At 38.1% G+C, this 15,899-nt stretch carries 17 protein-coding genes; 6 read left to right on the top strand and 11 right to left on the bottom strand.

Annotated features, from left to right (window positions below):
* Positions 1-99: 99 nt before the first annotated feature.
* The 4 genes from WNY79_RS10390 to WNY79_RS10405 all read right to left on the bottom strand — a co-directional run bounded on the left by WNY79_RS10390 (position 100) and on the right by WNY79_RS10405 (position 3,963).
* Positions 100-600 (bottom strand): RDD family protein, encoded by a 501-nt coding sequence (locus WNY79_RS10390; RefSeq protein WP_076925276.1) that lies wholly within the window; start codon positions 598-600, stop codon positions 100-102.
* A gap of 171 nt (positions 601-771) precedes the next feature.
* Positions 772-1,536 (bottom strand): DUF6515 family protein, encoded by a 765-nt coding sequence (locus WNY79_RS10395; RefSeq protein ID WP_342875809.1) that lies wholly within the window; start codon positions 1,534-1,536, stop codon positions 772-774.
* A 376-nt stretch (positions 1,537-1,912) separates the two neighbouring features.
* The gene (locus WNY79_RS10400) at positions 1,913-2,170 is read right to left on the bottom strand and encodes a hypothetical protein (protein WP_197186119.1); all 258 of its coding nucleotides are present in this window, start codon (positions 2,168-2,170) and stop codon (positions 1,913-1,915) included.
* Positions 2,171-2,823: 653 nt separating this feature from the next.
* Positions 2,824-3,963 carry an alkene reductase gene (locus tag WNY79_RS10405; protein ID WP_076925279.1) on the bottom strand — a complete coding sequence of 380 codons (1,140 nt, stop codon included), beginning with the start codon at positions 3,961-3,963 and terminating at the stop codon, positions 2,824-2,826.
* An 80-nt stretch (positions 3,964-4,043) separates the two neighbouring features.
* Between WNY79_RS10405 and WNY79_RS10410 the strand changes: the two genes are divergently transcribed.
* From WNY79_RS10410 to WNY79_RS10420, 3 genes are all read left to right on the top strand, one after another.
* A complete protein-coding gene (locus WNY79_RS10410) occupies positions 4,044-4,961 on the top strand; it encodes a LysR family transcriptional regulator (protein ID WP_197152594.1) in 918 nt (305 codons plus the stop codon).
* Between the two features lie 133 nt (positions 4,962-5,094).
* Complete coding sequence (locus WNY79_RS10415; protein WP_342875810.1) at positions 5,095-5,223, top strand: hypothetical protein; 129 nt, start codon at positions 5,095-5,097, stop codon at positions 5,221-5,223.
* A 374-nt stretch (positions 5,224-5,597) separates the two neighbouring features.
* Positions 5,598-5,942: a PDZ domain-containing protein gene (locus tag WNY79_RS10420; protein ID WP_342875811.1), complete on the top strand. Its 345-nt coding sequence runs from the start codon at positions 5,598-5,600 to the stop codon at positions 5,940-5,942.
* 189 nt (positions 5,943-6,131) lie between these two features.
* Here WNY79_RS10420 and WNY79_RS10425 read toward each other — a convergent pair whose 3' ends face one another.
* The 4 genes from WNY79_RS10425 to WNY79_RS10440 all read right to left on the bottom strand — a co-directional run bounded on the left by WNY79_RS10425 (position 6,132) and on the right by WNY79_RS10440 (position 10,625).
* Positions 6,132-6,365 (bottom strand): hypothetical protein, encoded by a 234-nt coding sequence (locus WNY79_RS10425; RefSeq protein ID WP_342875812.1) that lies wholly within the window; start codon positions 6,363-6,365, stop codon positions 6,132-6,134.
* Between the two features lie 181 nt (positions 6,366-6,546).
* Positions 6,547-7,404, bottom strand: coding sequence for an MBL fold metallo-hydrolase (locus WNY79_RS10430; protein ID WP_342875813.1), 858 nt, complete (start codon positions 7,402-7,404; stop codon positions 6,547-6,549).
* 119 nt (positions 7,405-7,523) lie between these two features.
* On the bottom strand, positions 7,524-8,606 hold the full coding sequence (locus WNY79_RS10435) for a methyl-accepting chemotaxis protein (protein ID WP_076925288.1): 1,083 nt from the start codon (positions 8,604-8,606) through the stop codon (positions 7,524-7,526).
* A 135-nt stretch (positions 8,607-8,741) separates the two neighbouring features.
* Positions 8,742-10,625 carry a propionyl-CoA synthetase gene (locus WNY79_RS10440; protein WP_342875814.1) on the bottom strand — a complete coding sequence of 628 codons (1,884 nt, stop codon included), beginning with the start codon at positions 10,623-10,625 and terminating at the stop codon, positions 8,742-8,744.
* 182 nt (positions 10,626-10,807) lie between these two features.
* On the opposite strand from WNY79_RS10440, the gene WNY79_RS10445 reads away from it, so the two are divergent.
* Entirely contained in the window at positions 10,808-11,209 is a 402-nt protein-coding gene (locus WNY79_RS10445; RefSeq protein ID WP_294120467.1) for an NUDIX hydrolase, read from the top strand.
* Here the strand turns inward: WNY79_RS10445 and WNY79_RS10450 are convergent, their stop codons facing one another.
* From WNY79_RS10450 to WNY79_RS10460, 3 genes are all read right to left on the bottom strand, one after another.
* Entirely contained in the window at positions 11,210-12,307 is a 1,098-nt protein-coding gene (locus WNY79_RS10450) for a polysaccharide lyase family 7 protein (RefSeq protein ID WP_342875815.1), read from the bottom strand. It lies immediately after the preceding gene.
* Between the two features lie 347 nt (positions 12,308-12,654).
* Positions 12,655-13,428, bottom strand: coding sequence for a transporter substrate-binding domain-containing protein (locus WNY79_RS10455; protein WP_342875816.1), 774 nt, complete (start codon positions 13,426-13,428; stop codon positions 12,655-12,657).
* 100 nt (positions 13,429-13,528) lie between these two features.
* Positions 13,529-14,533, bottom strand: a complete 1,005-nt coding sequence (locus tag WNY79_RS10460; RefSeq protein ID WP_342875817.1) for an AraC family transcriptional regulator ligand-binding domain-containing protein — start codon at positions 14,531-14,533, stop codon at positions 13,529-13,531.
* Between the two features lie 97 nt (positions 14,534-14,630).
* Between WNY79_RS10460 and WNY79_RS10465 the strand changes: the two genes are divergently transcribed.
* Together WNY79_RS10465 and WNY79_RS10470 are read left to right on the top strand one after the other, a co-directional pair.
* The gene (locus tag WNY79_RS10465; RefSeq protein ID WP_342875818.1) at positions 14,631-15,077 is read left to right on the top strand and encodes an SRPBCC family protein; all 447 of its coding nucleotides are present in this window, start codon (positions 14,631-14,633) and stop codon (positions 15,075-15,077) included.
* On the top strand, positions 15,074-15,895 hold the full coding sequence (locus tag WNY79_RS10470) for a sterol desaturase family protein (protein ID WP_342875819.1): 822 nt from the start codon (positions 15,074-15,076) through the stop codon (positions 15,893-15,895). Before WNY79_RS10465 ends, WNY79_RS10470 begins: the two co-directional genes overlap by 4 nt.
* The last annotated feature ends 4 nt before the right edge of the window (positions 15,896-15,899 follow it).

Raw genomic sequence — 15,899 nt, forward strand, 5'->3', positions numbered from 1 at the left:
TACTTATTCAAAGCATGAAAAAGGGTGACCACGGGTCACCCTTTTTGCTTTTTAACTACCGATTAACCACCGCGTAATTCACGATTTGGAAAGTTGGAATTAATCAAGCTCACTATAAATACGTCTGTTTTCTTCTTTAGTAAGCGCAATAACTTCTGTTTTAGAGATGTAATCTTGCAGTGCTTTTTTGTTTTTAAAATCGACTAACACCACCAAATTACCTAAACCGAGTAAAGCGCTAATGCTGCGGATAATTGATTGCGGCCAGCTAATTAAATTACCCTCAAGAGTTTGCACTTTTAAACGCCATGCACGCATGCCAATGGTTTGCCCGCTTTTAGTCCAAAAGTAACCAAAAAATACTAAGGTAACAATAATTAAAAGAGCGGTACGAATACCCGAAAGAAGATTTGAATTTTGAATAAAGGCAGATACATCCTCTGCGCCATTTAAACTAATTACATCGAGAGAAATAAGCCCTTGTACAGCAAATAAATACAGCACTACAGTTAACATCGCAAACGCAATAATGGCTAACGTATCGTAAACTAACGACGCAAAACGGCGCCAAAAACCAGCACGTGGAAACTCACCCGACATAAATACACTCTCACTATTAATATGCGAGCTAGTTTAGCAAAAAAGCTTACAAATACTAAGACATGTTAATGCTTAGAGGGGGAATTGATTTTATTGCTTTGGGTTATTACCTACAGGAAAAATGAAAAAGACCCTTCTATTGGTAGCAAGGCCTTTTAATTTATAGCGGATTTAACCTAACTTAATAGCAAGGTATTTTATGTCGTCACCACTTATTTGCGGTAAAAAATAAATATCGCCGTATTTAAAATACTGCTGCGAGTTAATTATTACGGCCTGTGCTGCCTGAGGTAATGAGTCGTATATTTGGCCCAAGCTATAGTCATTCACATTACCCACTTTTATTGCCTGGTTAAGACGGGTTGGTGGCTCATCAACGACCGTATAACCATTATTATCAGCAATGTAGTACACATTTTGATAAGTGTAGTAAGTCGTATTATGGTGTTTAAAGTGCCTGTAATTTCTTGGTAGTGTATTTATACGCAGGCCTCTAGGTGGCGTAACTACGTGGTAGCCTCTTTTAGCTTTACGGTAGTAAAGGCCGTCGTTAAACGTAAACGAAATACCATTAAATCTAATCGATGCGCTATTGCGTGGTAAATGGTTTATAAATCGATTTTGTCTGTAAGCGACTGAATTATTATGGTTTGTTAAGTAGTTATATTTGCGCTGGTTGTAGCGGTATTGTTCACGCTTTTCCTGCTTGTACTTAGCGAGTCTACGTTTTTCTTGCTTACGGTCTTCTCGTTTTTCTTTTTTATGCTCAATGCGCTGCTTTTTTTCATGGCGGCGTTCATCGCGTTTATATTCAACACGTTTGTCGTGATCACGTTTAAAGCTTTTATCATTCTCTCGCTCGTTTGGTGCTCCAAGCGCAGAGCCTGATACTGCGCCTATAGCGAGCAGTGCAGGTAGTAAAAAAGTAAGTTTCATAGTATGCCTCGTTTATGTTGTTACATAACTAAGTTCAATATTAACGCCTTAAACTGAATGACAACTGATATGTGGTAGTTTCAGAGACGGTCCTTACAGCTTTTTACATTTTACTGACAGTTATTGACATACTTAGTTGTTTTTGACGATTTTAGAGGGGTATTTGTTCTTTGTAAGTTTATATATTATGAGAAATATTTTAATAATATTGCTATTAAATTATACACTTGGATTCTTTTGCTGGGTCTTAAAAACGTTATTTCTGCGTGTTTTAGATGGGGTAATACCAATAATAGAATTTAAGTGGTGTAAAAAGCTGAGTTTGCGGCGCGTTGTTTATTGCCGCAAACATGACTTTATATTTTAAAGGGTGCATTTATCTTTTAATAAACTTAAGGCTTGGGTGATAGGTTATGACATTAACTTTAACAAATGCTGTGTTATTAACGTTTCTTTTAACAACTTTAGCTGGCACGTACTTGATTACCTTAGTTTGGTTAATTTTTTTCAGTTCTCGTTTTAGCTGAACCTTTTTATATTCTTGCTTTGTATATCTATCATGTGGTGCTGCAAATGCAGAACTAGATAAAGTGCCAATAACTAATAGTGCAGGTAGTATAAATGTAAGTTTCATAATATTGCCTCGTTTGTGGTTAACATGGCTAGTATTGACGTTTGAAACTGAATGCCAACTGCATGTAAGGGCAACTGTAGAGAGGCTTTACACCCTTTTACTTATCTTTACTGTTCTTGACGCTAATACCAATTCACAGTAATACTTAATCAATTTGAGAGATTAAATCTAACGCTCACTTTATTAATAAATGACTGATATATGGCTGTATAGATGTAGAAGGTAGAGCAATAAAATAGCAATTGTAGAGAGCAACTAATAACAAGATTTTAGCTGTGTTATCAACATAGTTGTCTCATCTCAAAACAGGTAGCTTAATTAAGCTACCTGTTATAAAGCCGTATCGGTTCTATACCAATTCCATATATAGTTTAGAGCTTAGGATAGGGTCTGTTGATCTTTGCGGATTAAAATTTGTTCAAACTAGGGGCTATTTAATCGCGGCGCGAGATTTGTAACCTAGTGGGCTAAGTAAAAACCGAGCAACAAAGAGTAAGTAGCCCCTAGGAAGAACCCTTTGGGCAGCGCCTGTTTGGCATTAATGCTACGTTATCGCCCATTTATGGGGAATAACCACACTGCATAGGCTCAGCCTTGCCTAAATACCAAATAGGCTGCTGCAAATTTAACCTTGAAAGATCAACAGACCCTAGTTACTTTTGATAAAACGGGTAATCGCTATAACCCACTTCGGTGCCGCCATACATAGTGGCTGCATCGGCTTCGTTAAACGTCCAATTATTTGCTATACGCTCTGGTAAATCAGGGTTCGCTATAAACGGGCGACCAAATGCAAATAAGTCACCGTAACCTTCACCTAAAATACGCACCGCTTTTTCTACTGTGTATTTGCCAGCATAAATAATGCGACCTGAAAATTCAGCTCGTACTGCTTTATAAAATTCTTGTGGTAAATCGGGAGCGTTATCCCAATCAGCTTCAGCAATCGATAAGTAAGCAATACCTGCTTGCTCAAGCACTTTAACAGCTTGTACATAAGTATGATGAGGGTTTGATTCAACAAGTCCTAAATACACTCGTGTTTCATCAGTGCTTTCAAATAAAGGAGCAAAGCGAACACCTAAACGATCAGAGCCTACAACGTCACTTACCGCTTCAACTATCTCTTTTAAAAAGCGCAGGCGATTACTAAGCGTTCCACCGTATTGATCGTCACGGTTATTAGTATGCTCAGAAATAAACTGATTAACTAAATACCCGTTAGCGCAATGCAGCTCTACACCATCAAAGCCGGCTTCAAGGGCATTACGTGCAGCTTGCGCATACATATTTACCAGTTCACCAACCTCGATAGTGCTTAGTGCGCGGGGCTCACTTGGTTCTGCTAATGCGCCTTCACCAGGTGCGGTTTCAATAAATACTTTTACATTGTCAGCAATAATATCTGAAGGGCCAACCGGTTTACCTGAATTTGGTTGCAGTGTGGCGTGCGATACGCGGCCTACATGCCAAAGCTGAGCAAAAATAACGCCGCCTTTAGCGTGTACTGCATGCGTTACTTTTTTCCAACCTTCAATTTGTGCTTGCGAGTGAATACCTGGGGTCCAAGCATAACCTTGTCCACGAGGTTCTATTTGTGTGCCTTCGGTAACCATAAAACCAGCCGATGCGCGCTGCGAGTAATACTCAGCCATTAATTCATTAGGAATATTGCCAGGTTGTGTACTGCGAGAGCGAGTAAGAGGAGGCATCACAATACGGTTTTTAAGTGTAAAAGGGCCAAGCTCAATTGATGAGAATAAAGGGGCGGTATTAACTAATTCTGATTTCATTTTTAATTCTCTTATAAAGCAAACAAAGGCTTAAATAGTGGTTAAGCAACATTGGCAGCATAGAGATTTAAGGATACAATTTGAAACAACACTTTTTTGTGCAGCATACAATTATGAATGGTATTAGCCGGCTCGATATAAAACAGTTAAGAGTACTCAGTAGCTTATTAGAACTGCAAAATCTTTCGCAAGTAGCCAAGAAAATGGGGTTAACGCAACAAGCTATTAGTGAGCAACTGCGAAAGCTACGAGATTTATTTGACGATCGCTTGTTTATTCGCCAAGGCAACAACATGGTTGCTACTCCTAAAGCGCAAGGACTCAAGGCGCCTGTTAATCATATTTTAAAGCAATTAGAATCGTTACTAGAGCCCGAGCTGTTTAGTCCGCAAACTTATAAAGGTGTGTTTACCATAAGCGCAACCGACTACGCCACGCAGGCTTTATTGCCGCAATTATTTAATATTACCCGCCGCGAAGCGCCAGGTTTAAAGCTGATTGTGCGCGACTTTGCGTCTGACAACGTTAATCAACTTATAACGGCAGGCGAGCTTGATTTATTGATTAGCTTTCCAGAATTTATACCCGACAATCTTTCTTATATCACTTTGTTTGAAGAACAGCATTTGTGTATTACCGGTATAGGTAACACTACTTACACCGAGCCTTTGAGTTTGGCGCAATTTGCAAAGCATTCACAGCTAGTGGTGTCGCCATCGCGCGCTAATTTGCGCGGATCGCACGATCAGTGGTTTGAAAGCCAAGGGCTAAAACGTAATATTGTAATGTCTGTACCTAGCTTTTCAGCGGTGCCCGACATTTTGCATACAACCGATATGTTGGCGTTTTACCCATCAAGATTATTACCAAATAGCAAAGTTAAACAGCTAAAAATAGAAGCTCTGCCTCCTACATTTAAAGTAATAGCCGCATGGCATCCGCGTACCAATAACAGCCCAATTCATAAATGGTTGATAGAGCAGCTACAAAATTTATAACGATGTAAAACATCTAAAGTGATTACTTTTTACTGTTAAATTAGCAACCCAATATTTAGATTTAATCATTTAACCCCTCCTTAACCCTCGACCTAATAAGCTATGTGTAATAGTACGGATTAGGCATAGTTAAATGGTTTATTTAAAAAAGCGCTCAACCGGTTTTTTACTTGCACTTAGTTGCACGCTTGCTGCATGTAGCAGTCAGCCAAGCTATCAAGGTAATGGCATATTGCACAGCGAGATCTCTATAAGTAAATAGCAGCGTACAAACGGATACACCACACACTGCTAATAACACAAATAAGCCCGCCAATACTGGCTACGGTTTAGGATTAGAGTTAAGCGAAAAAATAATAAAACGACACGGTTGGGTATACGAAGTAAACGACATGTCTGGGCGTTATGAAGTGGTGGTCGATTTTAGTTAATACGCTTTTTAGTACTTAGATTTGAAGTCTAAAAACCGAGCTAAGGCACTTTTAAAAGAGCTTTAGCGCGGTTTTTTATACTCAAAAATATTTAATTTAACGCTGAGAATATAAAAACTTAGTGATAGTAATATCTTAAGCAATTTGTTAAAGCTATAAATAGTAAAGAGTATTAACGATAGACTTACATGGAGTGTTAATTCATATGTTCAAATTCATAATTATTTTAATCTCAATTACTTCTTTCAACGCCTTGGCTGCAGAGAAGGTTAAACTTGGAGTTTTAGGGAACGTTGGATCTGATGGTTTTTTTAGCCCGACGATAACGTCATTTATTATTGAAAAAGTAGAACCTAATTCACCCGCTGAAAAAGCAGGGATTGTTGCTGGGCAGAAAATAATTTCTATAGAAAATTGTAAAATCCCAGGTTGCCCTGCTAGTGAAGCAAAAGAGTTAATGCGCAAGGAATCTGGAGAGATTTTACAATTACTTTTAGAGAATGAAGATGGTAGCCGAGTACCTTTAAAAATACCTATGAATGCTTGGTAAGCCTACTCAATTTTAAAATACCTAACCATCCTATAAAGCATGGTTATTCCCAAAGCGTGGGTTTGTGTAAATGAACTAGGCGCAATGAATATTGGCAACGTTAGCGCTGCCAATATCACTCAACTATGTATTAATAAAAAGCGCAATTTACTTCTTTTACCTAAGCGAATTTACTTAAAAAAGCGTTTTTTATCGAGTCCTGCAATGCCAATGATCATCGTGTTTAGTGCAGGCTTGTTTTGTGGGCTTGGCTTTTACGATAATAATGTTGGGAGAGTTGTGCTCAGTTACTAAGGCAGGAGTAACCACTTTAACGACTTTTTTATGTGGTTTATGTGCACTGGGATCATGTTGATATACGGTGCAGCCACTCATGGTAAATACTATTGCTGCTACGCTAATAATTTTTAAAGATAAGTTCATAGGTATTTATCCTCTTTGGCTTTGTATAAGCTTTAAGATAAACCTTTTTTTGTATAGTGCTGTCAATAAACGTAAGTTGAGTGTAAATGTTGCTAATGTTTACTAAGGCAATAGCGCATTTAAAGCTAATGCCTTTGTATTTGAATATTAGATTTGCACAAAAAAGTAAGGTCTAAAAAACCTATAAATCGCTGCGCCAGCCCATACCAGATTCTTCCATTAAACGCTCGTACACGCCTTCTATGTTAAGTGGTAACCATGCATCAAACTGTTTAAAGTCACTAAATTGATCTAACTTTACATTTTTCTTTATTTCATCAAGGCTTTGCCCTGCAAGTGCGCCTGCGGTTACTTGGCTGTAAAGTTGCTCTATATAACTTAAGTAACGTGTTACGTCAGCTTTGTTGCCAATGTCGGCATGTCCGCCAACAAAAGTATCAAAGTCATATTTGAGTACCGCTTGGGTTGAATTAATCATGCCCTGAATATCGTAACTCCAGAGTTTTTGCCACGGCATTCTGCCAATAACAATCCAATCAACTACAAACAACGTTTTTTGCTTTTCGAATAATATACTAACCGAACCCCGCCCATCGTTTGGACCATGGTAATTTAGCTTTACCGTTGAACCACCTAAATTAAGAGTCAGCTCATCATCAAAGGTAAGAGTGGGCATGACCGTTTTCATTTGTGTGTTTTTAATATCTTGCGCAGCGAGTTTATGCGCTACAAACGTGGTGTGCCGGCTTTTAAACACCTCGGCGCCGTAAATATGATCGCTGTGATTATGGCTATAAATTACGTATTTTACCGGTACGTTAAAGCGAGTTTTAATTTGCTTGTTTAACCAGGTGGCTGCTTTTTTATTAAGCGGGTCGGTAACAATTGCACCCTCAGGAGTGATTAAAAATACTGAGCGGTGTCTGTCGTCTATAAAGCGGTGGAGGCCATCGCCTAAGTCTTCAATTTCGTAACTTTGAGCCATAAAACCAATAAGTAAAAGGCTGGTAGCGATTAGTGTTTGTAATAAGCGAGACATGCACATTCCTGTTTAACGTTTTTTATAGGTTAGTTAAGTAAGAAAGTGCCAATAAGTAAAAAATTTCAATTTTTATAGGAAAGATTGCGGGTTAAGAATAACTTAACCCGTTAATGGTTTTAACGAACTAGCTGATCGAGTAAATGTATTACTTGCTCACTGGCTGATTCCATTAAGTGTATATGTTTAACTGCTTCTACTTTTTTACCTTGCTTAATTAGTTGTAGCGCTTGTACACCGTTTTTATGTACTTCGCTATGCGGTTTATCTATTTGTTTGAATGCATTTAACGATTTGTATTCATTAGAGTCATCAGACTTATACCACTTACCTAAGCGGCACATAGTGTGATTGGTGAAATCGTCTACCGATTTATTGCTTTTGCCATTAGCAACCGCATAAACTTCACCTTTCCATACAATATGATCTAACTTAACAGTTTGAATAAATGAGCGAATAGAAGCCTGAGATATAGTGTTCTTCATGTTTGTGCAAAAACTAATAATGGATGCGTAATCGCTATTTAGTGATTCAAAGTTACTTGAAAGCTGTGCATTGTTTTTTTGTATATCGTCGGCTGAATTAACGGTTACATCTGTTTTTTCTATTATTTCTTTAACAAGATCTGCAACCTCTTGAGCTGATTTATTGGTGTTAGTTGCCAGTACTCTTACTTCATCAGCTACCACGCTAAAGCCTCTACCAGCTTCGCCTGCTCGAGCGGCCTCAATGGCTGCATTTAATGCTAATAAATTTGTTTGATCAGATATTTTTGAAATGGTCGATACAAAGGTGTTTATACTACCTGCAAGGCTTGAAAGGCCAGATATATTTTCACTCATGCTACCCATTTTATGGGTCATAAGTTCCATCTCGCTGGCTATATGCATTAATGATTCGTTTGAGTTATTTAAAAGGTCATTTATTTTATAGCTAACTTGGCTTTCTTGCTCAATGGTTGAGTAAGACTCAAGCACAGTTTGGCGAACACCTTCAATTTGGCTTATGCAATCTATAGAACTTGAAAGTAAGTTTTCGGTAAATTGTTCATCATTTTCGGTTTGAGTAAAGCTTAATTGTTGTTCTAAGTGTTTGTTTTCTTGTGCTAGGAATTCGTTATGCGCAGTTAATTCTGCAATTTTTTTTGCAAGTTCTTCGTTATCATTTTTAGCCGATAGATACTTTTTACTTAAAACAAACATTCATAGTTCCTAAAATGTTATGGGTATATTTTTATTATAGTTGCTATTAATACTTTACTTTAAATATTTGTAATTATCTTATTTTTATACAAAAAAAAGCCATTTTTAAAAATGGCTTTATGAGAGCTTGTTGGATCAACGTAGTGAAATTTGTTGGTTTATTTCTTCAAAAATACCTGCATCGTCTATGGTTGAAGGAATTTGCAGTTTGTCGCCATCAATTAGTTGGCGTAAATTTTTACGCAGTATTTTACCTGAGCGTGTTTTGGGTAATCGCTCTACGCTAATAATGGTTTTAAGGCACGCTATAGCGCCTATTTGGTTTCTTACGGTTTGTATAAGTTCTTGCTCTACATCGGTACTTGAGCCCATAAAGTCATTTTTAAGCACGATCATTGCCATTGGTAGTTGGCCTTTTAGTGTGTCGGTTACCCCAAACACGGCGCACTCAGCAACAGCAGGGTGCGCGGCTACTATTTCTTCCATTTCACCGGTAGAAAGTCTATGGCCTGCTACGTTAATTACATCATCGGTGCGTCCCATAATAAATAAGTACCCATCTTCATCTATGTAGCCGCCGTCACCTGAAAGATAATAGCCAGGGTACTGCGTTAAATAGCCGGCTTTAAAGCGCGGGGTATTTTGCCAAACGGTTGGCATGCACCCTGGCGGCAGTGGGAGTTTTATTACTACAGCACCTTGCTCGTTTGGTGCACATTGCTCGCCATGCATATTTAGTATTTGCACATCAAAGCCAGGTGTTGGGACTGTTGAGCTGCCTGGTTTTGTTACTAATTCTTCAATGCCTACGGGGTTGCAGGCGATGGCCCAGCCGGTTTCGGTTTGCCGCCAGTGATCGAGTATTGGCAGGTTAGTTTTTTCTTTAAGCCACTCATAAGTGGGAGGGTCTAGCCGCTCGCCTGCTAAAAATAAACGTTTTAAACTGGAGGTATCGTATTGGGTAAAACCATCAGCATTTGGATCTTCTTTTTTTATTGCTCTAAAGGCGGTGGGGGCACTAAATAATGCATTTACTTTATATTCTTCAACCACGTGCCAAAATGCACTGGCATCGGGCGTTTTAACCGGTTTACCTTCATATAATACAGTTGCGCAGCGATACATTAGCGGCGCATAAACTATATAAGAGTGCCCAACTACCCAGCCAGTGTCAGACGCTGCCCAAAATACGTCGCCGGGCTTCATACCATAAACGGTTTCCATGCTGTATTGCATTGCCACTGCGTGACCGCCATTTTCGCGCACTACGCCTTTGGGTGTGCCTGTAGTGCCTGAGGTATATAAAATATAAAGCGGATCGTCACCATTTACAGGCACCGGATCTGCGCTTGTAGCGGTTTGCATTGCCTGAGTCCAATCTATGTCTCGTTTAGGCTTAAGAGTGGCCCTGACTTGTGGACGCTGATAAATTATGCAGTGTTCTACTTTGTGCATAGCTAAGTCTATCGCGTTATCAATAAGTGGCTTGTATTCAATAACGCTGTTTACTTCAACACCGCATGAGGCGCTAAGTATAAGTTTGGGCTTGGCATCATCAATGCGTACAGCCAATTCGTGTGCAGCAAACCCACCAAATACCACAGAATGAATAGCGCCAAGGCGAGCGCACGCCAACATACCAATAACAGCTTGTGGGATCATTGGCATATAAATAACAACGCAGTCGCCTTTTGTAACGCCTAACGATTGTATTACGCCTGCAAATTTAGCAACTTCTTGTTGTAGTTGTGAGTAGCTATAAGTTTGCTTTGTATTAGTGACTGGGGAGTCGTAAATCAGTGCAGTTTGCTCGCCAAATCCGGCAATAACGTGCTGGTCTAGCGCTAAAAAACTGGTGTTTAATTGCCCGTCGCTAAACCAATGATAAAGCCCATCGTCGTCTTGTGTGTATGCTTTTGTGGGAGTTTTATACCATGGAATATTTTTACTTTGTTCGAGCCAAAATTGGGCTGGGTTTTGTTTAAATGCATTATATTGCTGTTGATATTCGCCTGACATATAAGGCTCCTAGGCTAGTGTGTGAGAGAGACCTTACAAAATGTAGGCTTTTTTTAGCAAGCAAGCTATTCGACCTTGGTCGGCTAAAAGTTAATCAATATACTGGTTTTAAAAATACCAAATTGACAATACAAAGCGTGTGGTTCAGCATGGCGGGCAGTAAAAATAAGAGAAAAGACGATATGAGTAATGTAGTAAGAGTAGGGGTTGCGGTTATTATAAAGCATCAAAACACAATTTTACTAGGTGAGCGCATTGGCGCGCACGGTGCTAATACATGGGCAACACCTGGAGGGCATTTAGAGTTTGGTGAAAGTGTTGAGCAATGTGCAATACGTGAAGTGTTTGAAGAAACAGGTTTAAAGGTAAGTAAAATTACTAAGCTTGATTTTACCAATGATATTTTTACAGCAGAGAACAAACACTATATTACGTTGTATGTAAAAGCTGATTTTGAGGGCGGAGAGCCTGAGCTTAAAGAGCCTAATAAATGTTTAAAGTGGCGCTGGTGCGATATTAATAATCTACCAACGCCACTTTTTACATCACTAAAAAATTACTTATCTGAGGTTATACTAGCCTAGTTATTTTGTTGGCGGTGTCGCAGGGCTCAACTCTAGTTTACTAAAGCTTACTTGAGCGTAATCGCCATTTTTTTTATCTTTAGTCCAATCGCCAGTACCTAAACAACCAGGGTACCAAATACCTTTCGCGCTTTTAGTACTACATTGGTTATAAGCGCCGGCTTTAAAGTAATGCCAATCTGCAGCGTAACCATGTGGATGGTCTTTTTCATCTACTTTGCCATAAGCATCTACGTTATTACCTAAGTTAATAGAGTAGTTAACGTCTTCTTTGCCTTGTGCGCTAAATGTAAGGTGCATAACATTTTTATACACATTTACCGTGTAGCTAAATTCTTCACCTAGTGCAATACCGGCGCTGCCTGGCTCGTTAGGGTTTTCCCATGTATTACCCCAAACAGGGTAAGTAATGTCTGTACGGTCAGGATTTGTTTTAGCTAAGTTACGTTCGTAGTTCCAAAAAACTGAGCCTGTTTTATGTCCTGGCCATTTTTTGTAATATATTTTAAGTGGTTCATTGCCCCAGCCATAACCAAGCTTGGTATCAATAAGTGCCTGATCTTTACCTGCGTGAATTTGCCCTACAACAACCGAGTAAGCCGCTTTTTTATCAGGATCAGTCGCACGAAGTGCAACGTGATCTACTTTTAACGTTGCTTCCATTTTTCCACCAACAGAACCAAATCGGTCAGATAGCGGGTGAACAGCTAAAGCAAAGTTGTTTTTAGAGTGTTTAGTTTTAATTTTAGTATTTGATCCACGGATCATTTGTCTAAGTTCACTACGGGTATTAGTAGAATTGGCACTTGTAAGCGCTTTATTAGGGGAGGTAAATACCATGTAGCCTTTATCATCAAGATAGAAAAAATCAGGGTGTGCGTAAGTCTGAATTTCTTCTACATCTATTTCATCAATTTTACCGTCGTTGTTTAAATCAACTGGTACATTTATTTTCCAGTGAGATAAATCAAACTTTGTTGCAGGTACAGGCGCATCGCTTTGCTGATTAGTGCTTTGGGTACTTGAACAAGCGGTAAAAAGTAAAGGGGTGATAACGGCTAAAGCCGTAAGTTTAAATGTGGATGTATTTTTTATCATTATTGTCTCTGTGTGATGAAGTAAAAATTGTGCGGTATAGGCATAGTTTAATCTCAATTTAGCATACCAATTTAACAATTAAAACTTACCAATTAGTGAAATTAAATATTTTTTAAATGATTTTTTGTTATACCAATTTGGTTAGGGTGTTTTTTAACGGCTTTTATGGAGGTGTTTGCGGTATGTATTTTTTATGTGCTTGGCTATTCTCTTAATGATGTTTAACGTGGCCTTTGGCGCTAAAGTGTAGTTTTTTTGGGGGGTATTAATTTTGTAGTTTGCCTTGCAGCGTTTAGCAAATAACTAAATAACCACTGCCAATAATTAATGTCGGGCTTTAACCATGGTTAGTGCTGCAAGTTAGTCGTGTTTGGTAATAAAAGTTGCCACTTGTTTAAAATGGTACGGTATTCACCATTTTCTTTAATATTATTTAATGCGTCAGAGAGTGCTTTAGCTGTTTTAGGATTAAGTTGGTTACTTGCTGCAAAATTAAGTGAAGAGGGCAGATCGCTTAAATGAATTCGTTTTGTTATTAGGCTAGGATCGAGTTCTAGGCTTTTTAACTCGTTATCAAGTGTAAGTGTATTAGTTACTACAAAGTCGATTCGGTTTTTATAAAGCATTTGCCAAAGTTGGTTATAGTAGCTGACCAGTATCAAGTTTTTGTTTTCGGTAAAGCCTTTTTGCTTTAAGTAGACTTCACTCAGGTAGCCACGAATGGTTGCTACTTTATACTCTTTAGCAAAATTTAAGTGAACGACTTCATCTACATGGTTTTTTAAACTAATTAAATAGGCATCTGCGAAGTACACTTCGCCTAACCACGTATATTTATTAATCCGCTCTGGAGTTTTTAACAAAGACAACATTATGGCGTTGGTACTTGTTTGATGCTCCTTAAAAACGCGGGCCATAGGCATTATTTCAAAATTAGCGGTTAAGTTTGTTTGCTTCACAACTGCTTTGGCAATGTCGACTAAAGCGCCGCTTACTTCACCTTGCTGATTTTTAAAGTGATAAGGAGGAAGCTCTTCAGCTATAAATGTGACGTGGTCTGCGTTACATATGGCGCTATAAAACATAAATACACAGGCACTAAATACAACACGCACTAACATAAACAAATCTTTTTAAATAATATTATCGCTAGTGTAAAGAGTGCTGCTTAAAAGGTATACATTTTATGTTTATTTAATGTAAATAAACAGCATTAGCACCTTACTTTGATTTAGCGTTTTTTGTAAATTTTAATGGCGAGCACTTATGCCAGCGTAAAAATGCGCGATTAAAAGAGCTTTGATCTTTAAATCCTAAAATATTAGATAAATCAGCAAGTGGCATGCTGGCTATTAATGTATCTGCACGTTTTTTACGTTCTTTTTCAAGTAACTGAGCAAAGGTTAAGTTTTGTTCTTTTAAGCGTCGTTGTAGCGTTCGGGGTGTTAAATTAAGCGCATCAGCTATGCCTATTAAGTTACAGTTTTGCAAGGTGGTTTTAGCTTTAAGTAACTGATTAACTTTATCGTCAATACGCTGCTGGCTTTTAAAGTTAGAGAGTTGCTGCTCTGACAATTGCTTAAAAGTAGAATTAATAATGGCGTTATCGGTTTTAAAGGGCAGCGTTAAATAATGGCTCGGAAAGCTAATTTGATTATATTCAGCACTGCTTTTTACAGGGCATTTAAACCATGATTCAAGGGCGCGTCTTTGCAATGGCAACCAATTATAAGTGAAACTAATACTACTTGGCGAAAGCGTTAAGTTTATTAACTGGCGAATTACACTTACCCACGCGGTCATATTTCGTAAGACAACGTGCTCATTACAACTTTGATGAGCAATCCAACGAATAGTTGCTGTATCAGTATTTAGTTCAAACTTGGCCTTACCAATATCAGCCACCAAGCTGTCGTAGCTTAACAATGCTTTAATGGCACTGCTTAAGTTATCGCTTGATTCAATTAAGTAACCTAAAACGCCGTAGTCAGCAGTGCGAATTTGCTGACCTAGGGTAAAACCAAAAAGAGGGTCGTTAAGTGTTTTCTTGCCATAAACTAATAAAGCATTGTAACTATTTAAACTAATACGCGGCGCTAATTGATGGATATACTGATTACTAAACTCGTCAAAGCTAATAGCGTGCAAAGCCGTTTTAGTATTAATGCCTTGCGCTTGTAAGTAATCAAGAATACTTGAAAAGTAATGATCAGCTAATGTGTGCATTTGTCATCTAAAGCTAAAAAATAGTCATGTATTAGCAAGTTTGCCACGTTAAATTTTTATATGCTAGTTGAATGCCTAATAACCTCTTGCTGTAAAAATGATACTTATAACAATTAAACAAACGCTTAATGCACAGCCAAAGCAAATAATAAGCACACTATTGGATCATCAACAGTTGCATCGATTTTTTAATGCCAAATTTAAGCTGCTACAAGCACAAAACGAAGGGCAAATAAAAGGCGGGAAAGGATCTGTTAGGCAAGTAAAAATAGGTAAAATAACGTTTTCAGAGCAAATAATCAGTGCCGATCAAAATCATATCAGTTATCAAATAGTAGGCGATAAACCAGTAGCTAATCATCGAGGCGATATATACCTCATTGCAAATAAAGACATCAATACTTTAGTTACCGAACTTAACTATTGCATAAGCTGCTCAGCTCCGTGGTGGATGCCAAATGCATTACTTAAATATGTTATTACAAAAGATATAGCCCAAGCGTTAAACAATTTAAATAATTATTTTTTGGTGGGTAAAGCATGAACTCAGAAATTATTTTACTCGCTCTGAGCCCATTATTTTTGATATTTGTTTGCTCTGAGTTTATTAAGTTTAAGCGCTATTACGACATAAAAGATAGCTTAGCAAATACAGTGTTAGCGCTATTGCACCAAGGCGCCGATGCTATTGCGTTACTGCTATTAATGCCTTTATTTAATTGGTTGTATGACTATAGATTGTTTGATATTGAAATGAGTGTATTAGGTATTGCATTTGCATTTTTACTGCAAGATTTTTTGTATTATTGGTTTCATAAAGCATCGCATCATATTCATTGGTTGTGGGCTGCACATGTGGTGCACCATAGCTCAACTAAAATGAATTTCACTACCGCATTTAGGCAAAGCTTAATGTACCCTGTAGCGGGTATGTGGGTGTTTTGGCTACCTATGATTTTAATTGGATTTGAACCGCTAACAGTATTTAGCGTGGTTGCATTAAATTTGGCGTATCAATTTTTTGTACATACTCAAATAGTGGGTAAGCTAGGCTGGTTTGAAAAAGTATTTAATACGCCTTCGCATCATCGAGTTCATCACGCAATAAATGCAGGTTACCTTGATAAAAATTTTGCAGGTGTACTTATTATTTGGGATAAGTTATTTGGCACCTTTGTAGAAGAAGATAAATCAAAGCCTTGTAAATACGGCATTATAGGGCAGCTTAATAGCAATAACCCAGTCGTTATTACGTTTCATCAGTGGGAGCACTTATTTAAAAGTGTTTATAAGGCATCAGGAATAAAAGCTAAATGTAGAGTGCTATTTGGCTACCCTACAAGTAGCATTAAACATAAATAATGTT

This window comes from Pseudoalteromonas sp. AS84 (assembly GCF_038900255.1).
Classification (GTDB): Bacteria; Pseudomonadota; Gammaproteobacteria; order Enterobacterales; family Alteromonadaceae; genus Pseudoalteromonas.